This is a genomic window from Acetobacter vaccinii, assembly GCF_008365315.1.
Classification (GTDB): domain Bacteria; phylum Pseudomonadota; class Alphaproteobacteria; order Acetobacterales; family Acetobacteraceae; genus Acetobacter; species Acetobacter vaccinii.
In genome coordinates this window covers 2011945-2035973 of the sequence record NZ_CP043506.1, presented here as the reverse complement: position 1 = coordinate 2035973, position 24029 = coordinate 2011945, and the positions used below count along the sequence as shown (strand labels likewise).

The 24029-nt window shown below is 60.4% G+C and carries 24 protein-coding genes and 3 tRNA genes; 19 read left to right on the top strand and 8 right to left on the bottom strand.

The genetic code is table 11. The annotated features are described in order from the left end of the window. The first annotated feature begins 9 nt into the window (after positions 1-9). Positions 10-1179, top strand: a complete 1170-nt coding sequence (locus FLP30_RS09225; RefSeq protein WP_149279568.1) for an LptF/LptG family permease — start codon at positions 10-12, stop codon at positions 1177-1179. Between the two features lie 18 nt (positions 1180-1197). Here the strand turns inward: FLP30_RS09225 and FLP30_RS09220 are convergent, their stop codons facing one another. Next, positions 1198-2364 carry a glycosyltransferase gene (locus FLP30_RS09220; RefSeq protein ID WP_149279567.1) on the bottom strand — a complete coding sequence of 389 codons (1167 nt, stop codon included), beginning with the start codon at positions 2362-2364 and terminating at the stop codon, positions 1198-1200. Next, a complete protein-coding gene (locus FLP30_RS09215) occupies positions 2361-3605 on the bottom strand; it encodes a glycosyltransferase family 4 protein (protein WP_210419265.1) in 1245 nt (414 codons plus the stop codon). The genes FLP30_RS09220 and FLP30_RS09215 overlap by 4 nt, the downstream gene beginning before the upstream one ends. Positions 3606-3951: 346 nt before the next feature. Here FLP30_RS09215 and FLP30_RS09210 point away from each other — a divergent pair, with 346 nt between their 5' ends. From FLP30_RS09210 to FLP30_RS09200, 3 genes are all read left to right on the top strand, one after another. Then, positions 3952-4923 (top strand): hypothetical protein, encoded by a 972-nt coding sequence (locus FLP30_RS09210; RefSeq protein ID WP_149279566.1) that lies wholly within the window; start codon positions 3952-3954, stop codon positions 4921-4923. 111 nt (positions 4924-5034) lie between these two features. Beyond that, positions 5035-6144, top strand: a complete 1110-nt coding sequence (locus FLP30_RS09205) for a metallophosphoesterase family protein (RefSeq protein WP_149279565.1) — start codon at positions 5035-5037, stop codon at positions 6142-6144. Continuing rightward, on the top strand, positions 6141-8786 hold the full coding sequence (locus FLP30_RS09200) for an AAA family ATPase (protein ID WP_149279564.1): 2646 nt from the start codon (positions 6141-6143) through the stop codon (positions 8784-8786). Before FLP30_RS09205 ends, FLP30_RS09200 begins: the two co-directional genes overlap by 4 nt. 150 nt (positions 8787-8936) lie before the next feature. Here the strand turns inward: FLP30_RS09200 and FLP30_RS09195 are convergent. Then, positions 8937-9010: transfer RNA gene (locus tag FLP30_RS09195), tRNA-Gln, on the bottom strand. 189 nt (positions 9011-9199) lie between these two features. On the opposite strand from FLP30_RS09195, the gene FLP30_RS09190 reads away from it, so the two are divergent. The 15 genes from FLP30_RS09190 (at position 9200) to FLP30_RS09120 (ending at position 21707) form a co-directional block, all read left to right on the top strand. After that, positions 9200-10321 (top strand): Ppx/GppA phosphatase family protein, encoded by a 1122-nt coding sequence (locus FLP30_RS09190; RefSeq protein WP_246856484.1) that lies wholly within the window; start codon positions 9200-9202, stop codon positions 10319-10321. After that, the gene (locus FLP30_RS09185) at positions 10318-11103 is read left to right on the top strand and encodes an RlmE family RNA methyltransferase (RefSeq protein WP_149279562.1); all 786 of its coding nucleotides are present in this window, start codon (positions 10318-10320) and stop codon (positions 11101-11103) included. Before FLP30_RS09190 ends, FLP30_RS09185 begins: the two co-directional genes overlap by 4 nt. Positions 11104-11200: 97 nt before the next feature. Then, a complete protein-coding gene (locus FLP30_RS09180; protein WP_149279561.1) occupies positions 11201-11452 on the top strand; it encodes a sulfurtransferase TusA family protein in 252 nt (83 codons plus the stop codon). Between the two features lie 93 nt (positions 11453-11545). Beyond that, positions 11546-11791 (top strand): exodeoxyribonuclease VII small subunit, encoded by a 246-nt coding sequence (locus tag FLP30_RS09175; RefSeq protein WP_149279560.1) that lies wholly within the window; start codon positions 11546-11548, stop codon positions 11789-11791. Then, complete coding sequence (locus FLP30_RS09170) at positions 11784-12716, top strand: polyprenyl synthetase family protein (protein WP_149279559.1); 933 nt, start codon at positions 11784-11786, stop codon at positions 12714-12716. The genes FLP30_RS09175 and FLP30_RS09170 overlap by 8 nt, the downstream gene beginning before the upstream one ends. 3 nt (positions 12717-12719) lie before the next feature. After that, on the top strand, positions 12720-14708 hold the full coding sequence (dxs, locus tag FLP30_RS09165; protein WP_149279558.1) for a 1-deoxy-D-xylulose-5-phosphate synthase: 1989 nt from the start codon (positions 12720-12722) through the stop codon (positions 14706-14708). 3 nt (positions 14709-14711) lie between these two features. After that, positions 14712-15467: a TlyA family RNA methyltransferase gene (locus FLP30_RS09160; protein WP_149279557.1), complete on the top strand. Its 756-nt coding sequence runs from the start codon at positions 14712-14714 to the stop codon at positions 15465-15467. Between the two features lie 268 nt (positions 15468-15735). Next, positions 15736-16326, top strand: coding sequence for a hypothetical protein (locus tag FLP30_RS09155; protein ID WP_149279556.1), 591 nt, complete (start codon positions 15736-15738; stop codon positions 16324-16326). Positions 16327-16435: 109 nt separating this feature from the next. Then, positions 16436-17656, top strand: a complete 1221-nt coding sequence (rlmN, locus tag FLP30_RS09150; protein ID WP_149279555.1) for a 23S rRNA (adenine(2503)-C(2))-methyltransferase RlmN — start codon at positions 16436-16438, stop codon at positions 17654-17656. 109 nt (positions 17657-17765) lie between these two features. Next, a complete protein-coding gene (locus FLP30_RS09145) occupies positions 17766-19007 on the top strand; it encodes an argininosuccinate synthase (RefSeq protein ID WP_149279554.1) in 1242 nt (413 codons plus the stop codon). 44 nt (positions 19008-19051) lie between these two features. Next, positions 19052-19549: an FKBP-type peptidyl-prolyl cis-trans isomerase gene (locus tag FLP30_RS09140; protein ID WP_149279553.1), complete on the top strand. Its 498-nt coding sequence runs from the start codon at positions 19052-19054 to the stop codon at positions 19547-19549. Next, complete coding sequence (locus tag FLP30_RS09135; protein WP_149279552.1) at positions 19536-20066, top strand: c-type cytochrome; 531 nt, start codon at positions 19536-19538, stop codon at positions 20064-20066. The genes FLP30_RS09140 and FLP30_RS09135 overlap by 14 nt, the downstream gene beginning before the upstream one ends. 35 nt (positions 20067-20101) lie before the next feature. Further along, positions 20102-21097: a tryptophan--tRNA ligase gene (gene trpS / locus FLP30_RS09130; protein WP_149279551.1), complete on the top strand. Its 996-nt coding sequence runs from the start codon at positions 20102-20104 to the stop codon at positions 21095-21097. 160 nt (positions 21098-21257) lie between these two features. Continuing rightward, positions 21258-21332: transfer RNA gene (locus tag FLP30_RS09125), tRNA-Val, on the top strand. Positions 21333-21630: 298 nt separating this feature from the next. Then, positions 21631-21707, top strand: a tRNA-Met gene (locus tag FLP30_RS09120). A gap of 214 nt (positions 21708-21921) precedes the next feature. Here the strand turns inward: FLP30_RS09120 and FLP30_RS09115 are convergent. The 5 genes from FLP30_RS09115 to FLP30_RS09095 form a co-directional block, all read right to left on the bottom strand. Further along, on the bottom strand, positions 21922-22305 hold the full coding sequence (locus FLP30_RS09115; protein ID WP_149279550.1) for a hypothetical protein: 384 nt from the start codon (positions 22303-22305) through the stop codon (positions 21922-21924). 129 nt (positions 22306-22434) lie between these two features. After that, positions 22435-22986, bottom strand: a complete 552-nt coding sequence (locus tag FLP30_RS09110; protein ID WP_149279549.1) for a twin-arginine translocation signal domain-containing protein — start codon at positions 22984-22986, stop codon at positions 22435-22437. Next, positions 22983-23273 (bottom strand): hypothetical protein, encoded by a 291-nt coding sequence (locus FLP30_RS09105; protein ID WP_149279548.1) that lies wholly within the window; start codon positions 23271-23273, stop codon positions 22983-22985. The genes FLP30_RS09110 and FLP30_RS09105 overlap by 4 nt, the downstream gene beginning before the upstream one ends. A 9-nt stretch (positions 23274-23282) precedes the next feature. Beyond that, positions 23283-23768, bottom strand: a complete 486-nt coding sequence (locus FLP30_RS09100; RefSeq protein ID WP_149279547.1) for a hypothetical protein — start codon at positions 23766-23768, stop codon at positions 23283-23285. Further along, the gene (locus FLP30_RS09095) at positions 23765-24016 is read right to left on the bottom strand and encodes a hypothetical protein (protein ID WP_149279546.1); all 252 of its coding nucleotides are present in this window, start codon (positions 24014-24016) and stop codon (positions 23765-23767) included. The genes FLP30_RS09100 and FLP30_RS09095 overlap by 4 nt, the downstream gene beginning before the upstream one ends. Between the last annotated feature and the right edge of the window lie 13 nt (positions 24017-24029).

Genomic DNA, 24029 nt, shown 5'->3' with positions numbered 1-24029 from the left:
GAGAAAGCCATGTCCCAGCCCCCCCTCCTCGACACACCTGCGTCTGGGACTGCCCCGCGACTGTCATGCTGTCTGGCACCCTTTGGGGTCTATACGCGCTTTATGCTGGCCGCCTACCTGCGCGGCCTGTTGATGATTGTGTCTGTCCTGCTGTCCATTGCCCTGACCATCGACCTGTGGCCGCAGATTGATACCGTCATCGCCGCAAAATCAGGCAATGCCCTCCGCAATCTGGTTGTTTTCTGCCTTCTGCGCTCGCCCCATCTGCTGGCCCCGCTGCTGCCCTTTGCAACATTTCTGGCGGTGTGGATGGTTGAAATCACCCACACCCGCAACGGGGAACGGCTGCTGGTCGCCAACACCGGCCGCTCGCCACTGAAAAGCCTGTGCCCGGCCATTCTGCTCGGGCTGCTGGCCGGGCCAGTCACCTTTACACTTGATGGCCTGCTCAGCCCCGCCAGCATGCGCGAGCAGATTCACGAAGGACTTGGCCGGGACGCCCTGCGCCTTGACCGGAACCGGATCAGCGACCTTGTCTGGATTGATACGCCAGAAGGGCTTGTCTCAGCCCATATCGCCTACGAGCCTCCCATGACGTTGCGGGATATAACGGTTTTCCGCTTTGACCCCCGCTTTTTGATGGATGAGATCATCAAGGCACCGGTGGCAACGCCCATTCCCCACTCATCCCGCTGGCGGCTTGATGCGCCTCTGGTCTGGAAAAACGGGCAGAAGCAGACAGATATGCTCCTGCCTTTCCCCGCTGGGGAAATGACAGTGACCTTGAGCATTTATCCACTCTGGCTGAGTGTCTATGGGGTGGATGTGCAGTATCTGACACTCCAGACCCTTCGCAAACTGGCCCATCATGATGGCGAAGGGTATGACGCAGCACACTATCGTACCCGACTGGCCATGCTGTATTCGACCCTCATTCTGCCCACCATCATGGCGGCGCTGGCCTGTATCCTATGCGGTATTCGGTTGCCCTATGCGCCCGATGGGCTGGTCGCCGCGACAATCCTAGCATGGGGCTATGCCGCCCATGTTGCCACACGCATCTGCCTGCTGCTGGGGCAGACAAATGTAACCCCGGCATGGCTGGCGGTATCGCTTGTGCCGTGCGGGCTGATTATTGCAATGATCGTGATAGTGCGGAGGCAAAAGGGGACTGCCTGAGCAGCCCCCTCACCCTTCTCAGGCTCTGCCTTCTGCGATGATACGGGCATATAGCGCAAACAACTGCGCGAAATGCCGGTCCATCCCCCCCAGCTCCAGCCCTGCTGTCCGCGCCTTGGCCGACATTTCCGCCCGGTCGCGTGACAACAGGCGCTCAATCGCGCGGGCTGCGTCTTCAACATCACCGGGCCTATAGGTTTCGGCATAGGCCGGGCGGGCCAGATCTCCCGCGCCACCGGCTGCTGGCACAATCAGGGGTGTGCCGGAGCACAATGCCTCTGCGACCACAAAGCCGAATGTCTCAGCCGTGGAGCCATGCAGCAGCGCATCAGCACTGGCGAGCATTTGCGCCAACTTGTGCCTGTTTGTTTCCGCCCCGGCTACATGAATATGCGCAAGCCCGGACGCCTGCTTGCGGATCTGATCGTGCATCAGCCCATCGCCAATCACATACAGGCCCACGGGGCGGGTCTGCTGGGCACGGGCAACAGCACGCATCAGCAACGGCACCCGCTTTTCAGGGTGGTGCCGCCCCACAACAACCAGCAACGCAGCACTGCTATCCAGCCCACAGGCCCGCAGCATGTCTGCCCGCACGGTGTCATCACGCAGGGCGGGGCTGAAGTCTGCCGCCTCGACCCCAAACGGCACAACTTCCAGCTTGCGGAGGCCGTGGCGGGCAAAACGGTCTGCCAGCCATTGCCCAGCCACCACACACCGGTCAAAAGAGGCATCAAGCCGTCGCAGATACGACCAGAACCATCCAAACAGCCTGTCTATCCGCGCTTCGGGCAGGAAACCGCCAAGGAATGTCTGCGGGTAAACGGCTACAGGGTCAGCATGCATGAACAGGACACGCGGCGCGCGACCTGACCATTTGCCAGCCAGCCAACCCCCACGCCAGGGAGATGACCCTTCCACAATATCAGGCTGCTCCCGGTCCAGCACGGCCCATACGGGCGCGGCTTTCCAGAACATGCGGTATTTGGGGTCTGGCGGCAGAACAGGGCTACGCACCCACACAATACGCCCACCGGGCCGGGGTTCGACCCGGTCTTCCGCACCGGGAGCGATCAGGACGAGGGTATGCCCCATCCTTTCCGCCGCCCGGAACTTGGCCTCCACATAGGTTTTAACGCCCCCACCTTTTGGAGCATAAAATTCTGAAATATCAGCGATTTTCAAACGTACTGCCCACCTACAAGCGCCCTGTAATGCTTCAGCACGGTTGCCATGGGCACTTCCCATGAAAACGCAAGGCTACGCTGCCGTGCCGCAAGGCCCATGGTCTGCCGCAGTGTCTGATCTTCCAGCAACTGGCGCACATACCCGGTAAAGCTTTCGGTATTCCGCGGCTTGGCCAGAAAGCCCGTTACGCCATCCACCACAAGGGAGCTGCTGCCCGTTGCATCCGCACAGACACACGGCAGGCCCGACGCCATGGCTTCCAGCGTGACATTGCCAAAGCTTTCCGTATCGCTGGGGAACATGAACACATCGCCCGAGGCATAGGCCTGCGCCAGAGCATCACCCTGCAAGGTGCCGGTAAAAATAGTGTCGGGGCAGGACTGCTCCAGCATCTGCCGTTCGGGGCCATCACCCACGATCACACTGCGGAAAGCAACACCCTGCTGGCGCAGCAGCGCAAAGGTGGAGGCCAATGTGGCGACCTGTTTTTCACGCACAAGGCGGGAGACAAACAGCACCACCTTTTCCTGCGGCCCGATCCCCAGGGACTGCCGCCATTCCTGCGAGCGTTTTTTGGGGTTAAAGCGGTCAATATCCACCCCACGCTGCCACAGCACAAAGTTATCACGCATGCCGTCGCGCCGGAACGTATCAATCATGGCCTGTGTCGGCACGTACACTTCCCGACATGAAGCGTAATAATAATTGAGATACTTTGTCATAAGTTTTTTGAAGATAGCGGCCACGCCATAGTGTTCGAGATAGGTTTCGTAACACGTGTGGTAGGACGCCACGAGCGGGATACCCAGCTTGCGCGCGGCCCGCAGGGCGGAAAAACCCAGCCAGTCCGGAGCCAGAGCAACATGCATGATATCGGGCTGAAAAGCCCGGAGTTCCTCATACGGCAGGCCAAACGCCAGACGATAATCCGACCGGCCCGGAATGGGTATGGAGGGAACCGGCACAACAATGCCGTTATGCTGGAAGGCAGGCTTCTTTTTAACGGGTGAGAAAACCCGCACTTCTACGCCAGCTTTTTCCAGATACGCCACAAGGCGGTTGAGGGTCAGCGCCACCCCGTCGCGGATGTAGTTGTAGGAGCTGGCGACAAGGGCAACACGCATGGGCCTGCGCGGTGGCGCGTTGACAGCAGGAAAGGTGAAGTCACCCACATCGTCCAGAGCAGGATCAATAAGGCGAGCATCGGCCGACAGAGTATCGTATTCCATTACCTGCATGAGACTCTTGCTATCTTACAGTTGTTTTCAGAAATATATGCAGAGGGCCAAGTCAAAAATAAGGCGCATATCTTATTTTTGCTACATTCCATCAAGCAGAAGACCTCGTATTCATGCAAAGCAGAACACATATTAGGCTGCTATTGTTTGATGTCATGCGTCGTATACCACTTCCCTCTCGGAGTTCAAATTAAATTAACCTCCGGCTTTTTATGGCCTTGGCTTCATCAGGCGGGCATGGCTTATTCCCGCCCATCACCGCGAGCCGCATGTGCGACCCGCCTTCACCCTCAGGCTCCCCTAGCCCTCTACCAGTTGGTGCTGCGTCTCCACAAGAAAGGTTGCCATGTTCAGGACCCCCCAGCCTGTTCAAAAATTGTATGGGATTGTCATAAAAATTTTCCGCATTGGCTTTCCCCTGCTGCTGATCGGCGCCATCGCCCTCAAACTCAAGCAGATTGGCCTGCAAAACCTTGTGCATGCGCTGCCACGCAGCCCGATGTTCTATATCCTGCAAATTCCGCTGTTCCTGCTCCTGCCCATGACGGAAAAGCGGATATTCTCCTTCCTTCTGGGCCACCGGCATACAGCGCCCCTGATGGTATTCCTGCGCAAGCGCGTCCTGAACGCGACTTTCATCGAATATTCCGGGGAATCCTACTTCTATATGTGGATGACCCGACAGAGGGAACTGACCAAAACCCAGCTTTTCCACGCCATCAAGGACTCCGCCCTGCTGTCCGGGGCTGCGGGCTTTGTGGTTGTGCTGGGGGCTGCTCTCCTGCTGTTTTCCACCCACCCGGATATGACCCACGCGCTGCTGGGGCACCTGCACTGGTGGGCCATCCTGCTGATCTTCCTGCCCGTGCTGCCTGCCCTGCTGCTGATCGGTGGTAACAAACTGGCGACCCAGCTTTCCCGGCAGCAGGTTTCCATTGTTTTCCTGCTGCATCTGCTGCGCAGTGCCCTGACCTTCGTGCTGGAAGGGCTGGTGCTGTACTACTCCCACACCTTATCCAGCCTTGTCCTGTGCTACGACCTTGTGACCCTGCGGCTGGTCATTACCAGAATCCCCTTCCTGCCCACCAAGGACATGGTGTTCCTGTGGGTTGGCATCAGTGCCGCGCAGATGCTGTCTGTGTCACAGGCGGCACTGGCTGCAACCCTGATGATGATGACCAGCATCCAGCAGATCCTCGACTATACGATTGTGGGTATTCCCTGGCTGATCGAGCATTATTTTACAAAAAAACCACCGCAGCCCGAGGCCATTGCGCCCGCAACCCCCACGAGCGGACCGAAAAACCCTCCGGCTTGAAAACATCCGGTTATTTGACACTGCCGGGCTGATTTTACGGTTATTCCAAAGGGGTAGCTGCCCATAGCGCCCCAACTGGCCACACCTGCCAAACTGTGGCTAGATGGGGCCATGAAGATCATCCACTCGGCCGACTGGCAGCTTGGCAAACCCTTTGCCCGCTTTGCCCCCACAGTCAGAGCCGCGCTGACCGAAGCCCGTTTTGATGCCATCGACACCATAGGGGCCGCCGCCGCGCAGGCCGGTGTGCAGCATGTTCTGGTCGCCGGGGATGTTTTTGATACCGAAGGCCCGGAAGACCGCACCATTGTGCAAGCCCTCTCACGCATGAACCGCCACGCCTGCCGCTGGTGGCTACTGCCGGGTAACCATGACTTTGCCCGCAATGGCGGTTTGTGGGACCGCGTACGCAGTCGCGCTGGCGCAGGTGTGCGTGTTCTGACCGATGCAGCACCAGTGGAAATAGAGCCCGGCGTGTGGATTTTACCGGCCCCACTCATCCACCGGCACACTCTGAACGACCCAACCCACGCCTTTGAGCAGATGCAAACACCCGGTGCCACACTGCGGATCGGTCTGGCCCATGGGTCCATCCGGGACTTTGGCTCGCAAATGGAAAGCCAGAACCAGATTGCCCCAGACCGCGCCCAACGTGCCAACCTTGACTATCTGGCCCTGGGCGACTGGCACGGTGCCCTGCGGGTCAACAGCCGCACCTGGTATTCCGGCACACCAGAAACCGACCGCTTTCACAGTGCCGAGACGGGCCATGTTCTTATGGTGGACATACAACCCGGGCAGGAACCCACTGTCACCCCCCTCCGCACAGGCCGCTTTACCTGGCTTGTACGGGACTGGCTGACCAATGACCTGCCCGCCTTTACTATTGAATGTGACCAGTTTCTGGCCCAGACCGACCCGTCCACGACATTGCTGCAACTCTCGCTCGCGGGCATTGCCAGCATGAGCGACCGTATTGCCATCCTGGGACGGTTGGAAAACGATATCGACCACAGGCTGCGCTACCTCGATGTCCGGGCGGATGATCTGGTCGGCCGCCCCAGCCCGGACGACATGGCCGCACTGGCCATGGAAGGCGTTCTGGGTGCCGCGGCTACCAGTCTGGAGGCACGCATTGCCCAAGGTGGGCAGGACGCCGCGACCGCCAAACGCGCGCTGGAGCGCCTGTTTATAGAATACAACCGCGAGGACACGGTATGAGCTTTGTCATCCGGCGCTTTTCAGTCAACGGGTTTCGGAAGTTCCGCACACCGCTGGTTGTTGATGGCCTGACCAATGGTCTCAATATTATTATTGAACCCAATGAAACCGGAAAATCCACCGTGCTGGATGCGCTGCGAGCGGCCTTTTTTGTCCGCTACAATGCCAGCACCCAACTGGTTAAATCGTATGTCCCACATGGGGAGGCCATAGGGCCGGAAGTCTCAGCCGACTTTGAACTCAACCATGTTGCTTGGTCGCTGAGAAAGCAGTTCCTCAAAAGCAAAGCCATTGAACTGACAGGGCCACAAGGCCGCACCCAGGGCGAAGAGGCCGAAGTGCAGTTGAATACCCTGCTAGGCTCTGTCCGCGACACAAGCCGCAATGGAGACACCGCAACCCACGGCGCGCTAGGGCTGCTCTGGGTGGCCCAGACCGAAGCCCTTGCCGTCAGCGCACCGGGGCAGATTGTGCGCGACAGCATTACCTCCATGCTGGAAGCCGAGGTCGGCGCAATTATGGGCGGAGAGTCCTACCAGAAGGTCAGAAAACGGATCGACACCCAATACGACCTTTACTGGACCCCGACCGGCCAAAAACGCGGCCGCCAGACCGAGGCGCTGGCCCATGCGGAAGCCACACAAACGGCTGCCCAAAAAGCCGAAGAGCGCCTGACCCAACTGGAACACAGCTTTACGGCGCTGGAAACCACACGCACCCAGCTCAAGGTTCTCCAGCGCGAAATGGCAGATACAACAGACAGCCAGACCCGCAAGGACCTGCTCACCGAGCTGGAAACCGCCCGCGCCGCAGCGCAGATCCTTACCACCCGCAAGGCCGAGCTGGACACGCTCCACGCCAGACTCAGCACGCTGGAAGACCTGCAACAGCGCCACACTGCTGCCGTAACAGCACAGACCAACGCCAACGCCAGACTGGCCGAGACCCGCGCCCGCCACGCGCTTGTGGCAGAGGCCCGCGCCACCGCCAACCAGAAAGCCCAGACCGCACGCACCGCCTGCGAGCAAGCCCGCACCGCACGTCAGGCCGCCCAGACAGCTCTGCGCATGGGGGAGGAACTCACCCGCCACAACCAGCGCCGCACTGCCATTCAGGCCGCATGCACCCGGCACGATACTCTTGTTGACCTTGAGCGCGCCCTGCACACAGCCCAAGCACAGGCCCGCACCGCAATCCCGGCCACACAGCTTGCTGCACTTGAAGGCCTTGAGCGTGCAGTGGCCGAAGCCCAAGCCATCGCCAAGGCCGGGGAGACCCGCATAACACTTTCCGGCACGACGACCGACATCACCATCGATGGTGCCCCTGCACAACCTGGGGAACTGACACTGACCCACCCCACATGGGTGCGCCTTGGTCAGGCGGAAATTCTGATAAGCCCACCCGCCACAGCCACCCATGCCCAGACCGAACTGGCAGCCGCCCGGACCAAGCGCCAACAGGCATTGGACGATCTGGGGGTTCCCGACAGCGCCGCTGCCCGTGCGCGCAATGAGGCCGCGCACGATGCCAGCACCACACTCCGTATGCTGGCGGTGCAGATCACCGCAGCCACCCCTGCTGATGAACGCATCAGCCTTGCTGCCGGGCCAGAGGCGCTCAAACTGTTCGTGCGTGAACTGGATGCAACATGGAACAGCACGCCAGACACCCAACCCAACATCCCAGCCCTGACCACAGCCCGCGACGAGGCCGAGACCGCCTATGCCCGCGCAGAAGGAACACTCGCCAGCGCGCTCGAAGCCCTGCGGCGGGCTGATGACGACGCCCTCCCTCTGGCCAGTGCCGAGGCCGCTACCACAAGCGACGTCAAACATGCCACTCAGACGGTGGAGAGTATTGAGGCCCGCCCCGAATGGCCTGAACTGACCGAAACCCTGCGCCGCCTACGCCATGATATCACTCAGGCCGCTGTCACGCTGGAGCAGGCCACCCGCAACGCGGCCACCCACGATACGGCCGCCATTACTCGCAGGATAGAAGCCATTGAGGCCCGCGCCAAAAGTGCAGCCGAAGCCCGCACCCGGCTTGAAACCGACATAGCCCGCCTGGAAGGCATTATTGAAACCGAAGGCGGACAAGGACTTGCCGAGCGCGCCGCCACCGCACGGGAGGAAGCCCAGACAGCCCAGATCAAGCTGAACCAGGTCACGGCGGAAGCAGACATGCTGAAGCTACTGCGCGACACACTGGAGACGGCCCGCAACGAAACCTCGGCCAAATTTGTCGGCCCCGTTGCCCGGCGCATGCAGCCCTACATCGGGCGACTGCTACCCGGCTGCGATCTGGGTTTTTCGGAAGATCTAGCGCTTGAAAAAATCACGCGTGCAGGGTCGGATGAGGTCTGCACAAGCCTGTCGCGCGGCACACAGGAGCAATTGGCCCTGCTGACAAGGATTGCCTTTGCCGACATGCTGCAAGAACAGGGCAAGCCCGTATCCCTGATCCTTGATGATCCGCTGGTCTATTCCGACGATACCCGTCTGGACCTGATGACGGATATTATCACCGAAGCCGCAACCCGCATGCAGGTTATCCTGCTGACATGCCGCGACCGGGCCTTCCGTCATGTTGCCGGTAACCGGATCATTTTAGGGCAAAGCAGCCCGCAAACCGCCTGACAGAAGCCAGCAGGGGTAACGGTGTAGCGCAATACAATGCCTACACTGGCCCGCTGAGTAAAACAGGCGGCACCGCAAATGCTCATACCAGCCCAAACAGATGATATCTGTGAGGCTTTGCGGTAGGATAAGATATTTTGAAGGAAATTTTGGCTGGGGGACCTGGATTCGAACCAGGGCTGACCGGGTCAGAGCCGGTAGTTCTACCGCTAAACTATCCCCCAGCATGGCTTCACTTTACAAAGCGTTTCAGCCTTGTTCCGTGCCGGTGGCGGTTAACTATCACTCCCGCCCACAGGCTGCAACCCCCTTTCGAAAGAATTTTACACTCATGACATATTTGTCTTGTCCCCAAGGGGATGCACACTCAGTATAGACAGACAGTATCAACCCTCATTCCAAGGACCGGACAGATGGACCATGCTTCCCCCTGGCCCGGCCTACCGGGCAGGCTCCGCTTTTCCTCCCCTTCTGGTGGGGATGATGATGCATTTTTTGCCGCTCTGGACCTGGGCACCAACAACTGCCGCCTGATGATTGCCGCCCAGACATCGGACGGCTTTCGTGTGGTTGACAGCTACAGCCGCATGGTCCGGCTGGGTGAAGGGCTACATCATACAGGTGTCCTCAGTGCCGCGGCCATGGACCGGACCATGTCCGCCCTGCACTCCTGCGCCGAGCGCCTGGGTCGCAGGCCCATACGTGAAATTCGCGCCATTGCGACCGAGGCCTGCCGCCGGGCCACGAACGGGCGCGCCTTTTTGCGACAGGTGCAGAATGAGACCGGTGTTGCCATCGACATTATTTCCGGTCGGGAAGAAGCATCACTGGCGGTAGAAAGCTGCTCCGCCCTGCTGCACGACAGGCGCTTTGGCCAGCCACGCAACCGGGCTCTTCTGTTTGATATCGGTGGCGGCTCAACCGAAATCGCCTGGGTCCGCACGGAAGCCAACCGCCAGACGGAATCCCTGATCGGCTACCTCAGCCTGCCGATTGGCGTGATCACGCTGTGGGAGCAGTTTGGCCCTGTCTCGGCCCTGACAGACACCGCCTACCGGGACATGGTGGACTATACCCGCTCCTTTTTGCAGGATTTTGAAAATGTACACCGGATTGGCTCGGAAATCCGGCGCAAACAGACACGCATGATCGGCACCAGTGGTACAGTAACCACACTGGCCAGCCTGATCCTCAACCTCCCCCGCTATGCCCGCACAGCCGTGGATGGCACCCTGCTGCCCGCCGCCAGTGCGCGTCTGGCTGTACGCAAGCTCCGTCAGATGGGGCTTTCCGGCATTGAGCAGCACCCCTGCATCGGGCCGGATCGCGCTCCGTTTGTGTTGCCCGGCTGTGCTATTTTTGAGGCCATTCATGACGTATGGCCGGTTGAAGACGTGATCGTGGCCGACAGGGGGTTACGGGACGGCATGATTTCGCGCATGATCCGCAGCAACGCCCCCGTCCGCAGGTCTTACAGACCAACTGCGGCCCGGCGGCATTTTTCCACCCCCCCCATGCAGGCTACAGGTTTATGAGCGACGGCAAGAAACGCTCCTCCCGATCTACTTCCTCCACACTCCGGGTGCCCGGTCGTGCGCGCAAAAGCAGCGTCACGCCTGGTGCCCAGCATGGGCAGGACGATTCGGACGCACCCCAGAAAATACGCGCCCAGACAGTCTCGCTCCGCACCGCGCGCGGGCGGACAACCGCACAGCAGCGCTGGCTGGCACGCCAGCTCAACGACCCTTACGTGCAGGCCGCCCACAAGCAGGGCTGGCGGTCCCGCGCGGCATTCAAGCTGATTGAACTGGATGACCGCTTCCACCTGATCAAACCCGGTATGAAAGTGGTGGACCTTGGGGCCGCACCGGGGGGCTGGACGCAGGTTCTGGTCAAACGCGGGGCACAGCATGTTGTCGGTGTTGATCTTTTGCCCGTGGAGCCCGTTTCCGGCGCGGATATTATTGAAGGGGACTTCACCACCCCCGGCATGGCCGAACGCCTGACCTCCATGCTTGGCGGCAAGGCCGACCTTGTTGTATCCGACATGGCCCCCAACACCACAGGCCATGCCCCTACCGACCATATCCGCATTATCGGTCTGGCGGAGGAAGCCCTGCATTTCGCGTGTGAAATTCTGGCCGATGGCGGCGGCTTTATTGCCAAGGTGTTTCAGGGCGGTGCTGAAAAAGCCATGCTGGATGTTCTCAAGCAGGCCTTCGCACAGGTCCGTCATGCCAAACCCCCCGCAAGCCGCAAGGATTCAGCCGAGCTCTATGTGGTTGCAACCGGCTTTCGCCCTCAGCGCCTGGGCTGAGGGCACCTGACCCGTCCGGGCGGCCTTTGGCAAGCAGGCGGGTTTGGGCTATCACTGCCCTCACCCGTTCCCGCTTCGCGTTGTCCGAGGAGCCCCGATGAGTGAAACCGTTCTGGATGCACGTGGCCTGACCTGCCCGCTGCCCGTGCTCAAAGCCAACCGCCTGCTGCGGAGCATGGAACCCGGCACACGCTTGCGTGTACTGGCAACAGACAAAGCCTCCGTCTCCGATTTCCAGGTCTTCTGCCGCGAGACAGGCCACGCCCTTGTGGCCTGCACGGACCAGGCCGGGGTGTTCGCCTTCACCATCAAACGCCGGGCCGACGCCAGCACAGGGCAGGCAGACTGAATTTCCCTCCCCCACGCCAGATGCAGCACTTGGCAGACACCGCTCTCTCGGGGTATTGGCATCCCCTTCACGATGGATAGGAACGCCAGCGTCATGCCGGACAACATCACCAAACTGTCTTTTGAGGATGCGCTCTCCGAACTGGAGAAGATTGTGCGCGGCCTCGAAGGTGGCCAGATGAAACTGGAAGACGCCATCGCGGCCTATGAACGCGGCGCGGCGCTGCGGCAGCACTGTGAAGCCAGACTGAGCGAGGCAGAAGCCCGCGTGCAGGCGATCGTGCAACGGTCCGACGGGTCGTTGGACATGAAACCTATGGACCAAGACGTCAATGACTGACCCGACACTCTCCCCCCTGACCCGCCTGACCCAAAATGGTGCCCTGCTCCGTCAGGATATCAGCGATCGGGCCTGTGTGATCGAAACCACGATCGACACCCTGCTGCCCCCCACGACCGGGGGCGACGCCCGCCTGCTGGAAGCCATGCGCTACGCCACGCTGGGTGGTGGCAAGCGCCTGCGCGGCTATCTGGCCGTGACCACGGCAGGGCTGTTCGACATCCCGCAGGCGCAGGCCGCACGCGTGGCCGCTGCGGTGGAAATGCTGCACGCCTACTCCCTCGTGCATGATGACCTGCCCGCCATGGATGATGACGACATGCGCCGTGGCCAGCCGTCCACCCATCGCAAGTTTGATGAGGCCACAGCCATTCTGGCTGGCGATGCCCTACAGACCAAGGCGTTTGAAATCCTGGCCGCAAGTGCGACCCACGCCAGCGCCGATGTGCGGATCGACCTGATCAGCGCATTTGCCGAGGCCTCGGGTGCCGCAGGCATGGTCGGCGGCCAGATGATTGACATGGATGGTGAAGGCCGCGCCCTGCCTTTGGAGGAAGTGCGCCACCTGCATGCCCTCAAGACCGGCTGCCTGATCCGCTATTCCGCTGAAGCCGGTGCTATTCTGGGGCAGGCCAGCCCTGATCTGCGCCAGCGCCTGCGCTCCTACGGCACCCGCATTGGCGCGGCATTCCAGATTGCTGATGACATTCTGGACACCACAGCCACCGCCGAGGAACTGGGCAAGACTGCAGGCAAGGATGAAGCCTCCGGCAAGTCCACCTTTGTCGCCCTGCTAGGTATTGATGGCGCCCGCGCCGAAGCTGCCCGCCTGACTGAAGAAGCCATTGCCGATCTGGCACCCTTTGGTGCCCGCGCCGACCGCCTGCGCGATCTGGCCTGCTACGTGATCGAACGGAGGAACTGAACCATGGCCGACCATAACGCGCCGTCCACAGTTCCGACGTATGGGCGTTTTCCTGTTCTGGACCGGGTGAGCGAGCCTGTTGGCCTACGGAACCTGTCTGTTGAGCAGTTGAAGCAGGTTGCGGATGAACTGCGGGCCGAGACGATTGATGCGGTTTCGACCACGGGCGGGCACCTTGGGGCCTCTCTGGGCGTGATTGAACTGACCGTAGCGCTGCACGCGGTGTTTGACACCCCCGATGACCGGCTGATCTGGGACGTGGGCCATCAGGCCTATCCGCACAAGATCCTGACCGGCCGCCGCGACCGTATCCGCACCCTGCGCCAGCCAGGCGGGCTGTCAGGCTTTACCCGCCGCTCGGAAAGCCCCTACGACCCCTTTGGCGCGGCCCATTCCTCCACCTCCATTTCCGCCGGGCTGGGCATGGCTGTGGCCCACCATCTGCGCGCCGAGGAAGACCCGTCCTACAAGGAACGCAATGTCATCGCCGTGATCGGGGATGGCTCCATCTCCGCCGGGATGGCCTATGAGGCCATGAACAACGCCGCCGTGGCCGGCCCCGGGGCCGAACGGCTGATTGTCATCCTCAACGACAACGAAATGTCCATCGCCCCCCCTGTGGGCGCCATGTCCAAATACCTGTCGCGGCTAATGTCCTCGCGCCAGTTCATGGGCCTGCGCGATCTGGCGGGCCGCCTGGTTAAAAAGCTGCCTGCCCCGGTCGAGCGCACCGCCCGCAAGGCGGACGAATACGCCCGTGGCATGATTACGGGCGGCACCCTGTTTGAAGAGCTGGGCTTTTACTACGTCGGCCCCGTGGATGGCCACGACCTGCCCCAGCTTGTGTCCATCCTGCGCAACCTGCGTGACACGGACAACGGCCCGATCCTGCTGCATGTCATTACCGAAAAAGGCCATGGCTACCGCCCGGCGGAAACGGCGGGTGACAAGTATCACGCGGTGGCCAAGTTCAACATCGTCACGGGTGAGCAGACAAAAGGCCCCGCTGGTCCGCCCAGCTATACCTCCGTCTTCTCGCGCGAGCTCGTGCGCCGGGCCGCAACGGATGACCGCATTACCGCCATTACAGCCGCCATGCCCTCGGGCACCGGGCTGGATGCCTTTGCCAAGTCCTACCCCGACCGCTTTTTCGATGTCGGCATTGCCGAGCAGCACGCCGTCACCTTTGCCGCAGGCATGGCCTCCGAAGGGCTACGGCCGTTCTGCGCCATTTACTCCACCTTCCTCCAGCGCGCCTATGACCAGGTGATGCACGATGTGGTGCTCCAAAACCTGCCGGTACGCTTTGGCATTGACCGCGCCGGTCTGGTCGGGGCCGATGGGGCCACGCATGCCGGGTCGTTCGACATTGCGTATCTGGGCTGCCTGCCGGGCATGACCATCATGGCACCGTCGGACGAGGTGGAACTGCTGCACATGACAGCCACCGCCGTCGAGTTTGATGACGGGCCGATTGCCCTGCGTTACCCACGTGGCAACGGGCTTGGTCTGGACCTGCCTGCCCAGGGGCAGGTGCTGGAGATCGGGCGTGGGCGGATCATCCGCGAGATGCGTGCCCAGAGCGGGGCTGAAAAAGGCGGCATTGCCATTCTGTCGCTCGGCCCGAGGCTGGCTGAATGCCTGAAGGCTGCGGACATGCTGACCGCACAGGGTCTGCCGCCCACCGTGGCTGACGCCCGCTTTGCCAAGCCGCTGGACACGGCCCTGATCGAAAATCTGGCCCGCAACCATGCGGTGCTGATTACCATCGAGGAAGGCTCCGAAGGCGGCTTCAGCTCCCTCGTCTGCCACCATCTGGCCCGCACGGGCCTGCTGGACAGCGTGCGCTTCCGCCCCATGACCCTGCCCGACAGGTTCATCGACCACAATACGCAGAACGCCCAGTATGACGAGGCAGGGCTCTCCGCCAGCCATATCGTCGCAACCGCTCTCAATGCCCTGGGGGTCAATGTCGCGGGGCAGTTAGGCTAACAGATGGCCCGACAGCGCGCGGACCAGATGCTGGTTGATCGTGGTCTTGTAGAAAGCCGCAGCAAAGCACAGGCCCTGATTATGGCAGGGCTTGTGTTTTCAGGCGAAAAACGCATTGCCAAAGCAGGCGACCAGTTGGCAGAAGAGGCTCCGCTGGAGTTGCGGGGGCAGGATCACCCTTGGGTTTCCAGAGGTGGCTGCAAACTGGCCCATGCGCTGGAATACTTTGGCCTGTCTGCCCAGGATAGGGTTGGCTTGGACGTTGGGGCTTCCACTGGCGGCTTTACCGATGTCCTGCTGACCAATGGGGCGCGCTCTGTTTACGCCGTGGATGTCGGGCACGGGCAACTGGCATGGAAATTGCGCTCAGACCCGCGCGTAACCGTGCTGGAAAAGTGCAATGCCCGCTATCTGGATGCATCCCTTATTCCCACAGCACCGGATATTATTGTCTGCGATGCCAGCTTTATCAGTCTGAAAACCGTTCTGCCTGCGGCCCTGGCTCTGGCGGCGGACGATGCCTGGGCGGTGGCACTGATAAAACCTCAGTTTGAAGCCGGTCGGGCTCAGATTGGTGCCAAAGGAGTCGTGCGCGATCCAGCCGTGCATGAAAGCGTATGTGCCACCATCCATGAATGGTGGAGCGCCCTGCCCGGCTGGCAGGTACTGGGCATCGAGGCCAGTCCCATTACCGGGCCGGAAGGTAACAGGGAATTCCTGATTGCAGCACGGCGCACTCCGATGACGGCTGAGACCTGAAATCAGATTTTAGCCAACCCGATCAGGCACCTGCATTTTTCTGTCTGAGGGGCTGTTCACCAGAGTGGTAAGCGAGGGCACCCTGCCCTCCAGCCATACTACAGAGTGCGTCACAGCCGTGCCGGACATGCCTGCCGTCCCGCTACAATGTTAAATTTTAATTTCAGGTCGATGCCCGTTTTTCACATGGCAGACGGCCATTTTTTTTGTCACACTTATGTGAGACGAAACGAATGGCTTAGTCCGCCATCAAGGAGGCAACACCACTATGCGCAAACTTGCTGCCCTGCTCAGTATCGCCTGTATGACCGGCGCGACCGGCATTGCACAGGCCGCGCCAGTGGGACATTCCACCGCCCTGACAACGTCTGCCACCGCCCCCGTGCAGGCAGGCAATCTTTCCCTTCTGCGTAACTATACGCAGGAAGGGCTGGTGCTTCAGGACAATGTCCAGACCAGCACCCTGACCATTCAGGCAGACCCCGCCGTGCTGCACGCCCGCAAGGCAGGCGCCGAAAACCCCTACAGGCTAACACTGAAAGATGTGCTGTCCGCAGCTGCCACCTATGCCTATCTGTATTTTGGCCAGCACCCCGCCAGTGAAACCCTGCATGTTGTGGCCGATATCAGCTCCGACGGGTACACTCCGGTAACCGCCACAGTCGAAACACCGGCTGAGACAGGCCCGGCCATGACACTCGACATTGCGCGCCCGGCCTTCCCCATTTCCCCCGATACCAAACCTGATGCGTATTCCGCCCAGACCATTGGCATGATTCTGGACAATATCGACATCGCCAAGGTGCATATGCAGCCTTGGCTGCGCACGGCCCTGAAAGACCACCCAGCCACCCCTTAACGGGGCACAGTCGGGTTAAAAAGAGGAACGAGAAACAAGAGGCTGGTATCTGCCAGCCTCTTTTGTTGTTATAGACACGCTCCTCCTCCCCGTCATAGTGCAGTCTGTCATGTCGTCTTCCGTATCTTTACCGCCTGTCTCTCCCGCCGATGCCCCTGCTGTTGCAGCGCTGAACGCCGAGGAAAGAGAGCGTATTCTGGCCAAAGCAGCGCTTTTCAGCCCGCCTTCTGCTGTTCTGCCCGATGGACGGCGGGACCTTGTTGGCCTGACGCGGGAAGAAATTACGGATATTCTGCTGGAAATCGGGGAAAAGCCTTTCCGCACCAAGCAGCTCTGGCACTGGATCTACCATCAGGGCGTAACCGATTTTTCCCGCATGAGCAGCATTGCCCGCCCCTTGCAGGAAAAACTGGCCGAACGCTTTATTATCGGGCGGCCTGAGGCTTCAGCAGTCCAGACCTCCAATGATGAGACCCGGAAGTTCCTCTTCCGCTTCCGTGACGGGCAGGAGGCAGAGACCGTCTACATCCCGGACAGGCGGGAAGACAGGGGCGCTGTCTGCATTTCCTCCCAGGTCGGGTGCACACTGTCCTGCACCTTCTGCCATACAGGCACGCAAAAGCTTGTCCGCAACCTGGGTGCTGCGGAAATTGTCGGCCAGTTCATGGCCGCGCGCGATTCCTATGCTGAATGGCCCAGCCCCAAGGGGGAAACGCCCCGCCTGCTGTCCACCATCGTGCTGATGGGCATGGGCGAGCCGCTGTATAATTACGAAAACATCGCCAAGGCCATGAAGATCATCATGGACGGGGAAGGCATTGGTCTTTCACGCCGCCGGATCACGCTGTCCACCTCTGGTGTTGTGCCGCTGATGGACCGCTGTGGGGATGAGCTTGGGATCAACCTTGCGGTCTCTCTCCATGCCGTGCGCAACGACCTGCGTGATGAAATTGTGCCCCTGAACCGGAAATACCCGATTGAGGAAGTTCTGGCCGCCTGCCGCCGTTACCCAGCCGCCAGCAACGCCCGCCGCATTACGTTTGAATACATCATGCTGCGCGGGGTCAACGACAGCGAGGCCGATGCGCGCGAACTGGTGCGGCTGATTTCGGGTATTCCTGCAAAGGTCAACCTGATTCCCTTCAACCCGTGGCCCGGCAGCGCCTACAAGCCCTCCACGCGGGAACAGCAGAACCGCTTTGCCGACATTGTCATGGCCGCGGGTTTTGCCTCCCCCATCCGCACCCCGCGCGGGCGCGACATTCTGGCAGCCTGCGGGCAGCTTAAAACCGCCAGCGAGCGCACACGCGCCTCAGCCCCACAAGACTGAATTTGCCCGGCAATTCATCCCTTTGGGTGGATTGCGCTCTGGCTCCGCGCGCCATGGGATGTTAGGAGAGAAACCAGCATTTTTTGAGCGTGATCAGGAGATCTTCCGCATGGCCGCGACTTCCGCCAAGAAAGACGTCAAGAAGGTTGTGCTCGCCTATTCCGGCGGGCTGGACACTTCCGTTATCCTGCGCTGGCTCCAGAAAACCTATGGCTGCGAGGTCGTGACATTCACGGCCGATCTGGGCCAGGGGGAAGAACTGGAACCCGCCCGCAAAAAGGCGGAACTGTTTGGCGTCAAGGAAATCTTTGTCGAGGACCTGCGCGAAACCTTCGTGAAAGACTTTGTCTTCCCGATGTTCCGCGCCAATACGCTGTATGAAGGCCAGTATCTGCTGGGCACATCCATTGCCCGGCCGCTAATTGCCCAGCGCCAGATTGAAATTGCCGAAGCCGTCGGCGCCGATGCCGTCGCCCATGGCGCCACCGGCAAAGGCAATGACCAGGTGCGCTTTGAGCTGGCATACTATGCCCTCAAGCCCGACATTACCGTGATTGCCCCCTGGCGCGAATGGGACCTGACATCACGCACCCGCCTGCTGTCCTTTGCTGAGGAAAACCAGATCCCCATCGCCAAGGACAAGCGCGGTGAAGCGCCCTTCTCGGTCGATGCCAACCTGCTGCACTCGTCCTCCGAAGGCAAAATGCTTGAAGACCCGGCCCTGCCGCCTGAGGAAATTGTGTTCCAGCGCACCATTTCCCCCGAAGCTGCACCGGACAAGGCTACGGAAATCAGCATTGACTTTGTCAGCGGTGACCCGGTGGCCATCAATGGTGAGGCGCTCTCCCCCGCGACCCTGCTGACCCGTCTGAACGAGCTGGGCAAGGCCAACGGTATTGGCCGTCTGGACTTGGTGGAAAACCGTTTTGTGGGCATGAAGTCGCGCGGGATTTACGAAACACCCGGCGGCACCATCCTGCTGGCGGCCCATCGCAGCATTGAATCCATCACTCTGGACCGTGAGGCCATGCACCTCAAGGACAGCCTGATGCCGCGTTACGCCTCCATCCTGTACAACGGCCTGTGGTTCTCGCCCGAGCGCCGGATGTTGCAGGCACTGATTGATGCCTCCCAGCAGTCCGTAACGGGGCGTGTGCGGCTGAAGCTGTACAAGGGCAATGTGATCTGCGTTGGCCGTGAGAGCGCCAACAGCCTGTACGATACGCGCGTTGTCACATTTGAAGATGACGAAGGCGCATATAATCAGGAAGACGCTCAGGGCTTTATCAAGCTCAACGCCCTGCGTCTGCGGCTGGGCGCGCAGATCGGTCGCAAGGGTGGCGCGCTGTAAAGCGCCCACCTTACCGCCACCCCTACCTGAGGAGTTGTGAGACCATGTTCCGTCGCTTTCTTCCCTGCCTGCTGGTGGCCAGCATGGCTGTCTCAGTTGCAGCCTGCGGGTCCCATAAGGACACCACAGAAGATGAACTGACCCCGGTCCAGCAGATGGCCAAGCTGCGGGCGGAGCCAGGGGTGAAGACCCTGCCTGACGGACTGGCTTACAAGGTTGTGGAATCCGGCCCCAAAGATGGTGAGCAGCCCCAGAAGGGCGATATGCTCATGATCATCTATGAAGGCCGCCTGCCCGATGGCTCCATTTTTGACAGTTCCGACCAGCACGGCGGCAGCGCCTATATGCAGATGCCGCTGGATGGCCTGATCAAAGGCTGGATGGAAGCCCTGCCCATGATGCGGGTGGGTGATACCTGGATGCTCTATGTCCCGGCTGAACTGGGCTATGGCCACAAGTCCATGGGGGTTATCCCGGCTGACAGCCCGCTTATTTTCCGTATCCAGTTGCTGGGTGTCGAGCACGCGCATGCAACACCCTGACCTGCCCCGACGCCCTTTTCCGCGCCCTGATGTGGAAAAGGCGCGTTGGCAGGTTCTGCGCCGCACCACCCAGCGTGGGGCGGCTCTCCTTTGCCTGGCTCTGCTGGTGGCAGGCTGCTCCCCCAAAAGTGGCAAAAGCCTTTATGGCAGCAACTGCGGCATCTGCCACCATGGTGGCGATGGCATGCCAGGCTCCGTACCGCCGCTTGTCGGCCGTATCAACCATATCGCCAGCACGCCTGAAGGCCGCCGTTACCTTGCAGATGTGCTGATGAATGGTGTCAGCGGCCCCATCAAGGCCAACGGCGCACCCTATAATGCCGAAATGCCGCCCTTCCGCTACCTGACGGATGCCGAGGTGGCCAGTATCCTCAACTGGCTTTCTGCCCGCGGTGACCCAAAAGTCGCCAGCCCCATGACAGCCGCCGATATTGCGACAGCCCGTGCTGAGCGGAAATCGGCTGGCAAAGTGGCCTCGGAGCGCGAAGCTCTGAATAGCGCACACCCCATTCCCTGAATTTTGGTTTCATACAGAAGACAGCGACCCTTTCCATGCAACGTATTTTTTCCGGTATCCAGCCCTCCGGGGTTCCCCAGCTTGGCAACTATCTGGGGGCTATCCGCAACTGGGTCAGCCTGCAGGCTGACTATGAGTGCATTTTCTGCCTTGTGGACATGCACGCCATTACAGTGTGGCAAAACCCGGATGAACTGCGCAAGCACACGCTGACACAGGCTGCCATCCTGCTTGCGGCGGGGATTGACGCGCAAAAGCACGTTCTGTTCAACCAGTCTGCCGTGTCCGCCCATGCCCGCCTGGGCTGGATTTTCAACTGTGTCACACGCCTTGGCTGGCTGAACCGTATGACACAGTTCAAGGACAAGGCAGGTAAGGACCGGGAAAACCACTCATCGGGCCTGTATGTTTACCCCAACCTGATGGCTGCGGACATTCTGGCCTACAAAGCCACCCATGTGCCTGTTGGTGAAGACCAGAAGCAGCACCTGGAACTGACCAACGATGTTGGCCAAAAGTTCAACCATGATTATGGGGTGGACTTTTTCCCGCAGGTGGAAGCCCTGATCCCGCCTGCGGCAGCACGGATCATGAGTCTGCGGGACGGCACGAAGAAAATGTCCAAGTCTGACCCCTCCGCGCAGAGCCGTATTGAACTGACGGATGATGCTGACACCATCAGCCTCAAGATCCGCCGTGCCAAAACAGATGCCGATGCCCTGCCCGCCCATCCCGACGGGCTGGCCGACAGGCCGGAAGCCAGAAACCTGGTGTCCATTTACGCTGCCCTGGCAGACATGACAGTGGAGCAGGTGCTCGAAGCCCATCAGGGCCAGGGCTTTGGCCCCTTCAAAGCCGCGTTGACCGAGGTTGTGGTCAACGCCATTGCCCCCATAGGGCAGGAAACCACCCGTCTGCTGCAAGATGAGACCCACCTGCTGCAAACCCTCCGCAGTGGTGCACAACGTGCCAGCGCTATTGCTGAACCCATTGTTTCTGAAGCTGAAAAGCTGGTTGGCTTTCTGAAATAACGCCTCTTGGCAAGGCTTGGGGTGAACTCTCACCCCAAGCTATGGTACAGGTGGATACGACAGATAGGCTCTGCCGTATCCACCTGCCTGATTTTTAAAATTTGTCATTTTTTGCTCTTGCCAGAAGCCGTCAGGAGCGATAGAAACTGCCTCACAAACCGGGTGCGTAGCTCAGCGGTAGAGCATCGCCTTCACACGGCGGGGGTCACAGGTTCAATCCCTGTCGCACCCACCACGATAAAACGCAGTTTTGTGCGACTTTTACGTGGTTTCCGGTTGTTTCCCAAAAGTCATATTAGTCCATTTCGGTACGCAAGAGTACGCCTCGGTACATATAAATCCGTGCCAAATCCGTGCCGCTTTTTCCGATTCCTTTTTTCTTGTACCTGGTCCCAAACAGCACTACGATTGTGGGGCTGTGGCGGCGTTGAAGGAAACGCGGGAACTCTTCCGGCTGAGCCTGTTTCGACGGTCAAGGAAAGCTCTCCCTTCGCAGAGAAAGTCGGTATCAAGCCCGGTCCGTAGCAACATGACGTAGGGTGGAGCAGTTCGGTAGCTCGCTTGGCTCATAACCAAGAGGCCGCAGGTTCAAACCCTGCCCCTGCAACCAATGCGGAGTTTAGGTAGGGCGGCACCCCTTTGTGGAACCCGTCCCTTCCGGCCGAGCATGCCGAGGACGGAAGGCGGATGCCGTGACAGCCGGAGAGACGGCAACCAGTTTCAGGTTCCAGCCGTCAAGGATTGCTTGACGGCCGCACAGATAGTTCGGGTCGCTCCCGGCAGAGGTAGGCCGTGACGGAGCCGCCGCAGGCGATGGAAGCCCGTCACCTCCTAACAAACCGCTCGCAGGCCAACACCAAAGGCCGACAAGCCGAATACGGCCCCAACAGAGTCCCGCTCGGCCCGGTGTATTCCACCTGCGCCACCCGCCCCCGCCGCAACCGGGCGACAAAGTGGCAAGTGCCGTGGCCGGATAGGTCCAGTTCCAGCGACATAGGCCCCTTGAGCGTAAACGGCCCCTGCACCTGCTGATCCTGCCGCCATTGCAATACCTCGCCGTCCGGCACGGTCTCCCGGTTGTCCGGCACGCCAGCGCAGGCGATGAGGTCTGAGCGGGCTATGCCCAGCAAGTCATGCTTGGCCTGTAGTGGGACATTGGCGCAGGCAGAGAGGGCCAGCAGGCAGGAAAGCGCCTTAATCCGCATCATCCTGCCCTTTCGTAAGCTGCCCCCAGAAGCTCCCTGCGCTCGCCCGCCAGCGCCATACAAGCGCCAGCAGGAGAGTGCCGAGGCCGACAGATGCACCCCCGGCAATCATTCCGCACTCGAAGTCAGGCGTCACTGAGTAACCGCAAGCGTCTTAAGAGCAGTCGCCTCCTGCTCGTCAGACACGCTGGAAAGACTGATGCCCAGAACGCCCATGAACGCGTCCAGCACCGTCAGTAGGGAATTGAAGATAGTGATGGCGGTATTGATGATCGTGCTTGTCACTGTGGACTGAGCGGCAGTCAGGCCAGACCGCAGGGCTGTGGCAACGCTGTTGAGATCAACCAGGATCGTATCGACCTTGGTTTTCCAGTTCGTATCGTCATACGTGATGGTCAGCGTGCCATTGGTGGCACTGGAAAACGCAGTCAGGCTGGCAGCAAGGGCCGTTCCAGCCGTCTCGATCAGAGCCACCGCAGGCGCACCCATGGCTGATGCAATCGCGGTGATGCTCAGGATCGTGGCGATGGCGTTAACGCCCGCCTGCCCGTAGGCCTTGACCTTGGCCGTGTTGAGCGTGACGGTGGTTGTGCTGCCGTTAGTGGCAACGGTGCAGGCTGTCAGGGCGGTTGCCCCGACTAGCGCAGAGGTTCGCAGGAAATTGCGGCGGGACAGACTGTTCATTTCGTTACACCCTTCTTGCGGAGTGACATTCCGGCGTTAACCGCCTGCCCCCAATTCGCGGCAACAAAGCTCAGCACGCGATAAAGAGGCCAAAGTTTAGACCCCACCGGTGGTGCCGGGATCTGGGTACTCACCAGGCCAATCGCACCCACAGCGATCAGTCCGTAGCCGACCCAGGCAGAATAGGGATCGGGAAGTTGTGTCAGGGCGATCAAGAGCGTGCTTGCAATCCCCCCAGCCTTAGCCGTCTGAACGGCCGTGGTTTTTTTATCCGGTGTATCGGGCATAGTTATTCCTCATGCGCTGATAGCAGCCTGGAAGGCCGAAATATGGTTCGCGTCCACCCGCCCGGCCCCGGCCGCCGTGTTGTAGGCCTGCTTCCAGGCCGCACACTGGGCGCGGGCATTGTCACGAACCGGCAGGCCCGTAGGGGAGCGATAGAAAACAAGGCTGGCCACGCAGGCCGCATAGCTGTCAGACTCCGTCATGGCCTCGGCCATGGGCACCCCCCCGCAGGCTGCGGGCAGATACCGGCGCGCCACCTCGGCTAGCGCCGCATGGGCGGGCAGGAAGTTGCGCCAGATGTCGTCATGCGTCCGTGGCTCGACCTGCCAGAAGCCCAGCGCCGGGCCACCGCCATACTGCCTGCGGGTCCGGTAGGCCGTTTCAACATTGCCGATGCCTGTCATCAGCTGGATGCGGGCTGTAGCATCTCCCGGCAGGGCCAATGCGGCCATCACAGGCATGACGATGCCGCGCTTAATATTGCTCAGCCCATTCATTGCGGCATCCCCATCGCGTGGGCCAGGGCAATGCAGACACGAGCCAAGCCATCCAGGCCAATCAGCCCGATTGCTCCATAAACCAGCCTGATGGCACGATTGCCAAAATCAACAATGGACAGAAGGGAACGTACGGCAGCTTCGAGTTTTTCAACTGCAGCCTCAAGCGATTCAACCCTTCCCTCCAGGCGGCCCAATTCACGATCCAAAGAAAGTGGCGGATCGGGTGATACAGATGCATCCATCATGATGCTCCACTTG

Coding starts and splice junctions, on each gene's coding strand:
- FLP30_RS09225 (WP_149279568.1), top strand. CDS start 10: ATGTCCCAGCCCCCCCTCCTCGACACACCTGCGTCTGGGACTGCCCCG.
- FLP30_RS09215 (WP_210419265.1), bottom strand. CDS start 3,605: ATGCAGGTAATGGAATACGATACTCTGTCGGCCGATGCTCGCCTTATT.
- FLP30_RS09210 (WP_149279566.1), top strand. CDS start 3,952: ATGTTCAGGACCCCCCAGCCTGTTCAAAAATTGTATGGGATTGTCATA.
- FLP30_RS09205 (WP_149279565.1), top strand. CDS start 5,035: ATGAAGATCATCCACTCGGCCGACTGGCAGCTTGGCAAACCCTTTGCC.
- FLP30_RS09200 (WP_149279564.1), top strand. CDS start 6,141: ATGAGCTTTGTCATCCGGCGCTTTTCAGTCAACGGGTTTCGGAAGTTC.
- FLP30_RS09190 (WP_246856484.1), top strand. CDS start 9,200: ATGGACCATGCTTCCCCCTGGCCCGGCCTACCGGGCAGGCTCCGCTTT.
- FLP30_RS09185 (WP_149279562.1), top strand. CDS start 10,318: ATGAGCGACGGCAAGAAACGCTCCTCCCGATCTACTTCCTCCACACTC.
- FLP30_RS09180 (WP_149279561.1), top strand. CDS start 11,201: ATGAGTGAAACCGTTCTGGATGCACGTGGCCTGACCTGCCCGCTGCCC.
- FLP30_RS09175 (WP_149279560.1), top strand. CDS start 11,546: ATGCCGGACAACATCACCAAACTGTCTTTTGAGGATGCGCTCTCCGAA.
- FLP30_RS09170 (WP_149279559.1), top strand. CDS start 11,784: ATGACTGACCCGACACTCTCCCCCCTGACCCGCCTGACCCAAAATGGT.
- dxs (WP_149279558.1), top strand. CDS start 12,720: ATGGCCGACCATAACGCGCCGTCCACAGTTCCGACGTATGGGCGTTTT.
- FLP30_RS09160 (WP_149279557.1), top strand. CDS start 14,712: ATGGCCCGACAGCGCGCGGACCAGATGCTGGTTGATCGTGGTCTTGTA.
- FLP30_RS09155 (WP_149279556.1), top strand. CDS start 15,736: ATGCGCAAACTTGCTGCCCTGCTCAGTATCGCCTGTATGACCGGCGCG.
- rlmN (WP_149279555.1), top strand. CDS start 16,436: ATGTCGTCTTCCGTATCTTTACCGCCTGTCTCTCCCGCCGATGCCCCT.
- FLP30_RS09145 (WP_149279554.1), top strand. CDS start 17,766: ATGGCCGCGACTTCCGCCAAGAAAGACGTCAAGAAGGTTGTGCTCGCC.
- FLP30_RS09140 (WP_149279553.1), top strand. CDS start 19,052: ATGTTCCGTCGCTTTCTTCCCTGCCTGCTGGTGGCCAGCATGGCTGTC.
- FLP30_RS09135 (WP_149279552.1), top strand. CDS start 19,536: ATGCAACACCCTGACCTGCCCCGACGCCCTTTTCCGCGCCCTGATGTG.
- trpS (WP_149279551.1), top strand. CDS start 20,102: ATGCAACGTATTTTTTCCGGTATCCAGCCCTCCGGGGTTCCCCAGCTT.
- FLP30_RS09115 (WP_149279550.1), bottom strand. CDS start 22,305: ATGATGCGGATTAAGGCGCTTTCCTGCCTGCTGGCCCTCTCTGCCTGC.
- FLP30_RS09110 (WP_149279549.1), bottom strand. CDS start 22,986: ATGAACAGTCTGTCCCGCCGCAATTTCCTGCGAACCTCTGCGCTAGTC.
- FLP30_RS09105 (WP_149279548.1), bottom strand. CDS start 23,273: ATGCCCGATACACCGGATAAAAAAACCACGGCCGTTCAGACGGCTAAG.
- FLP30_RS09100 (WP_149279547.1), bottom strand. CDS start 23,768: ATGAATGGGCTGAGCAATATTAAGCGCGGCATCGTCATGCCTGTGATG.
- FLP30_RS09095 (WP_149279546.1), bottom strand. CDS start 24,016: ATGATGGATGCATCTGTATCACCCGATCCGCCACTTTCTTTGGATCGT.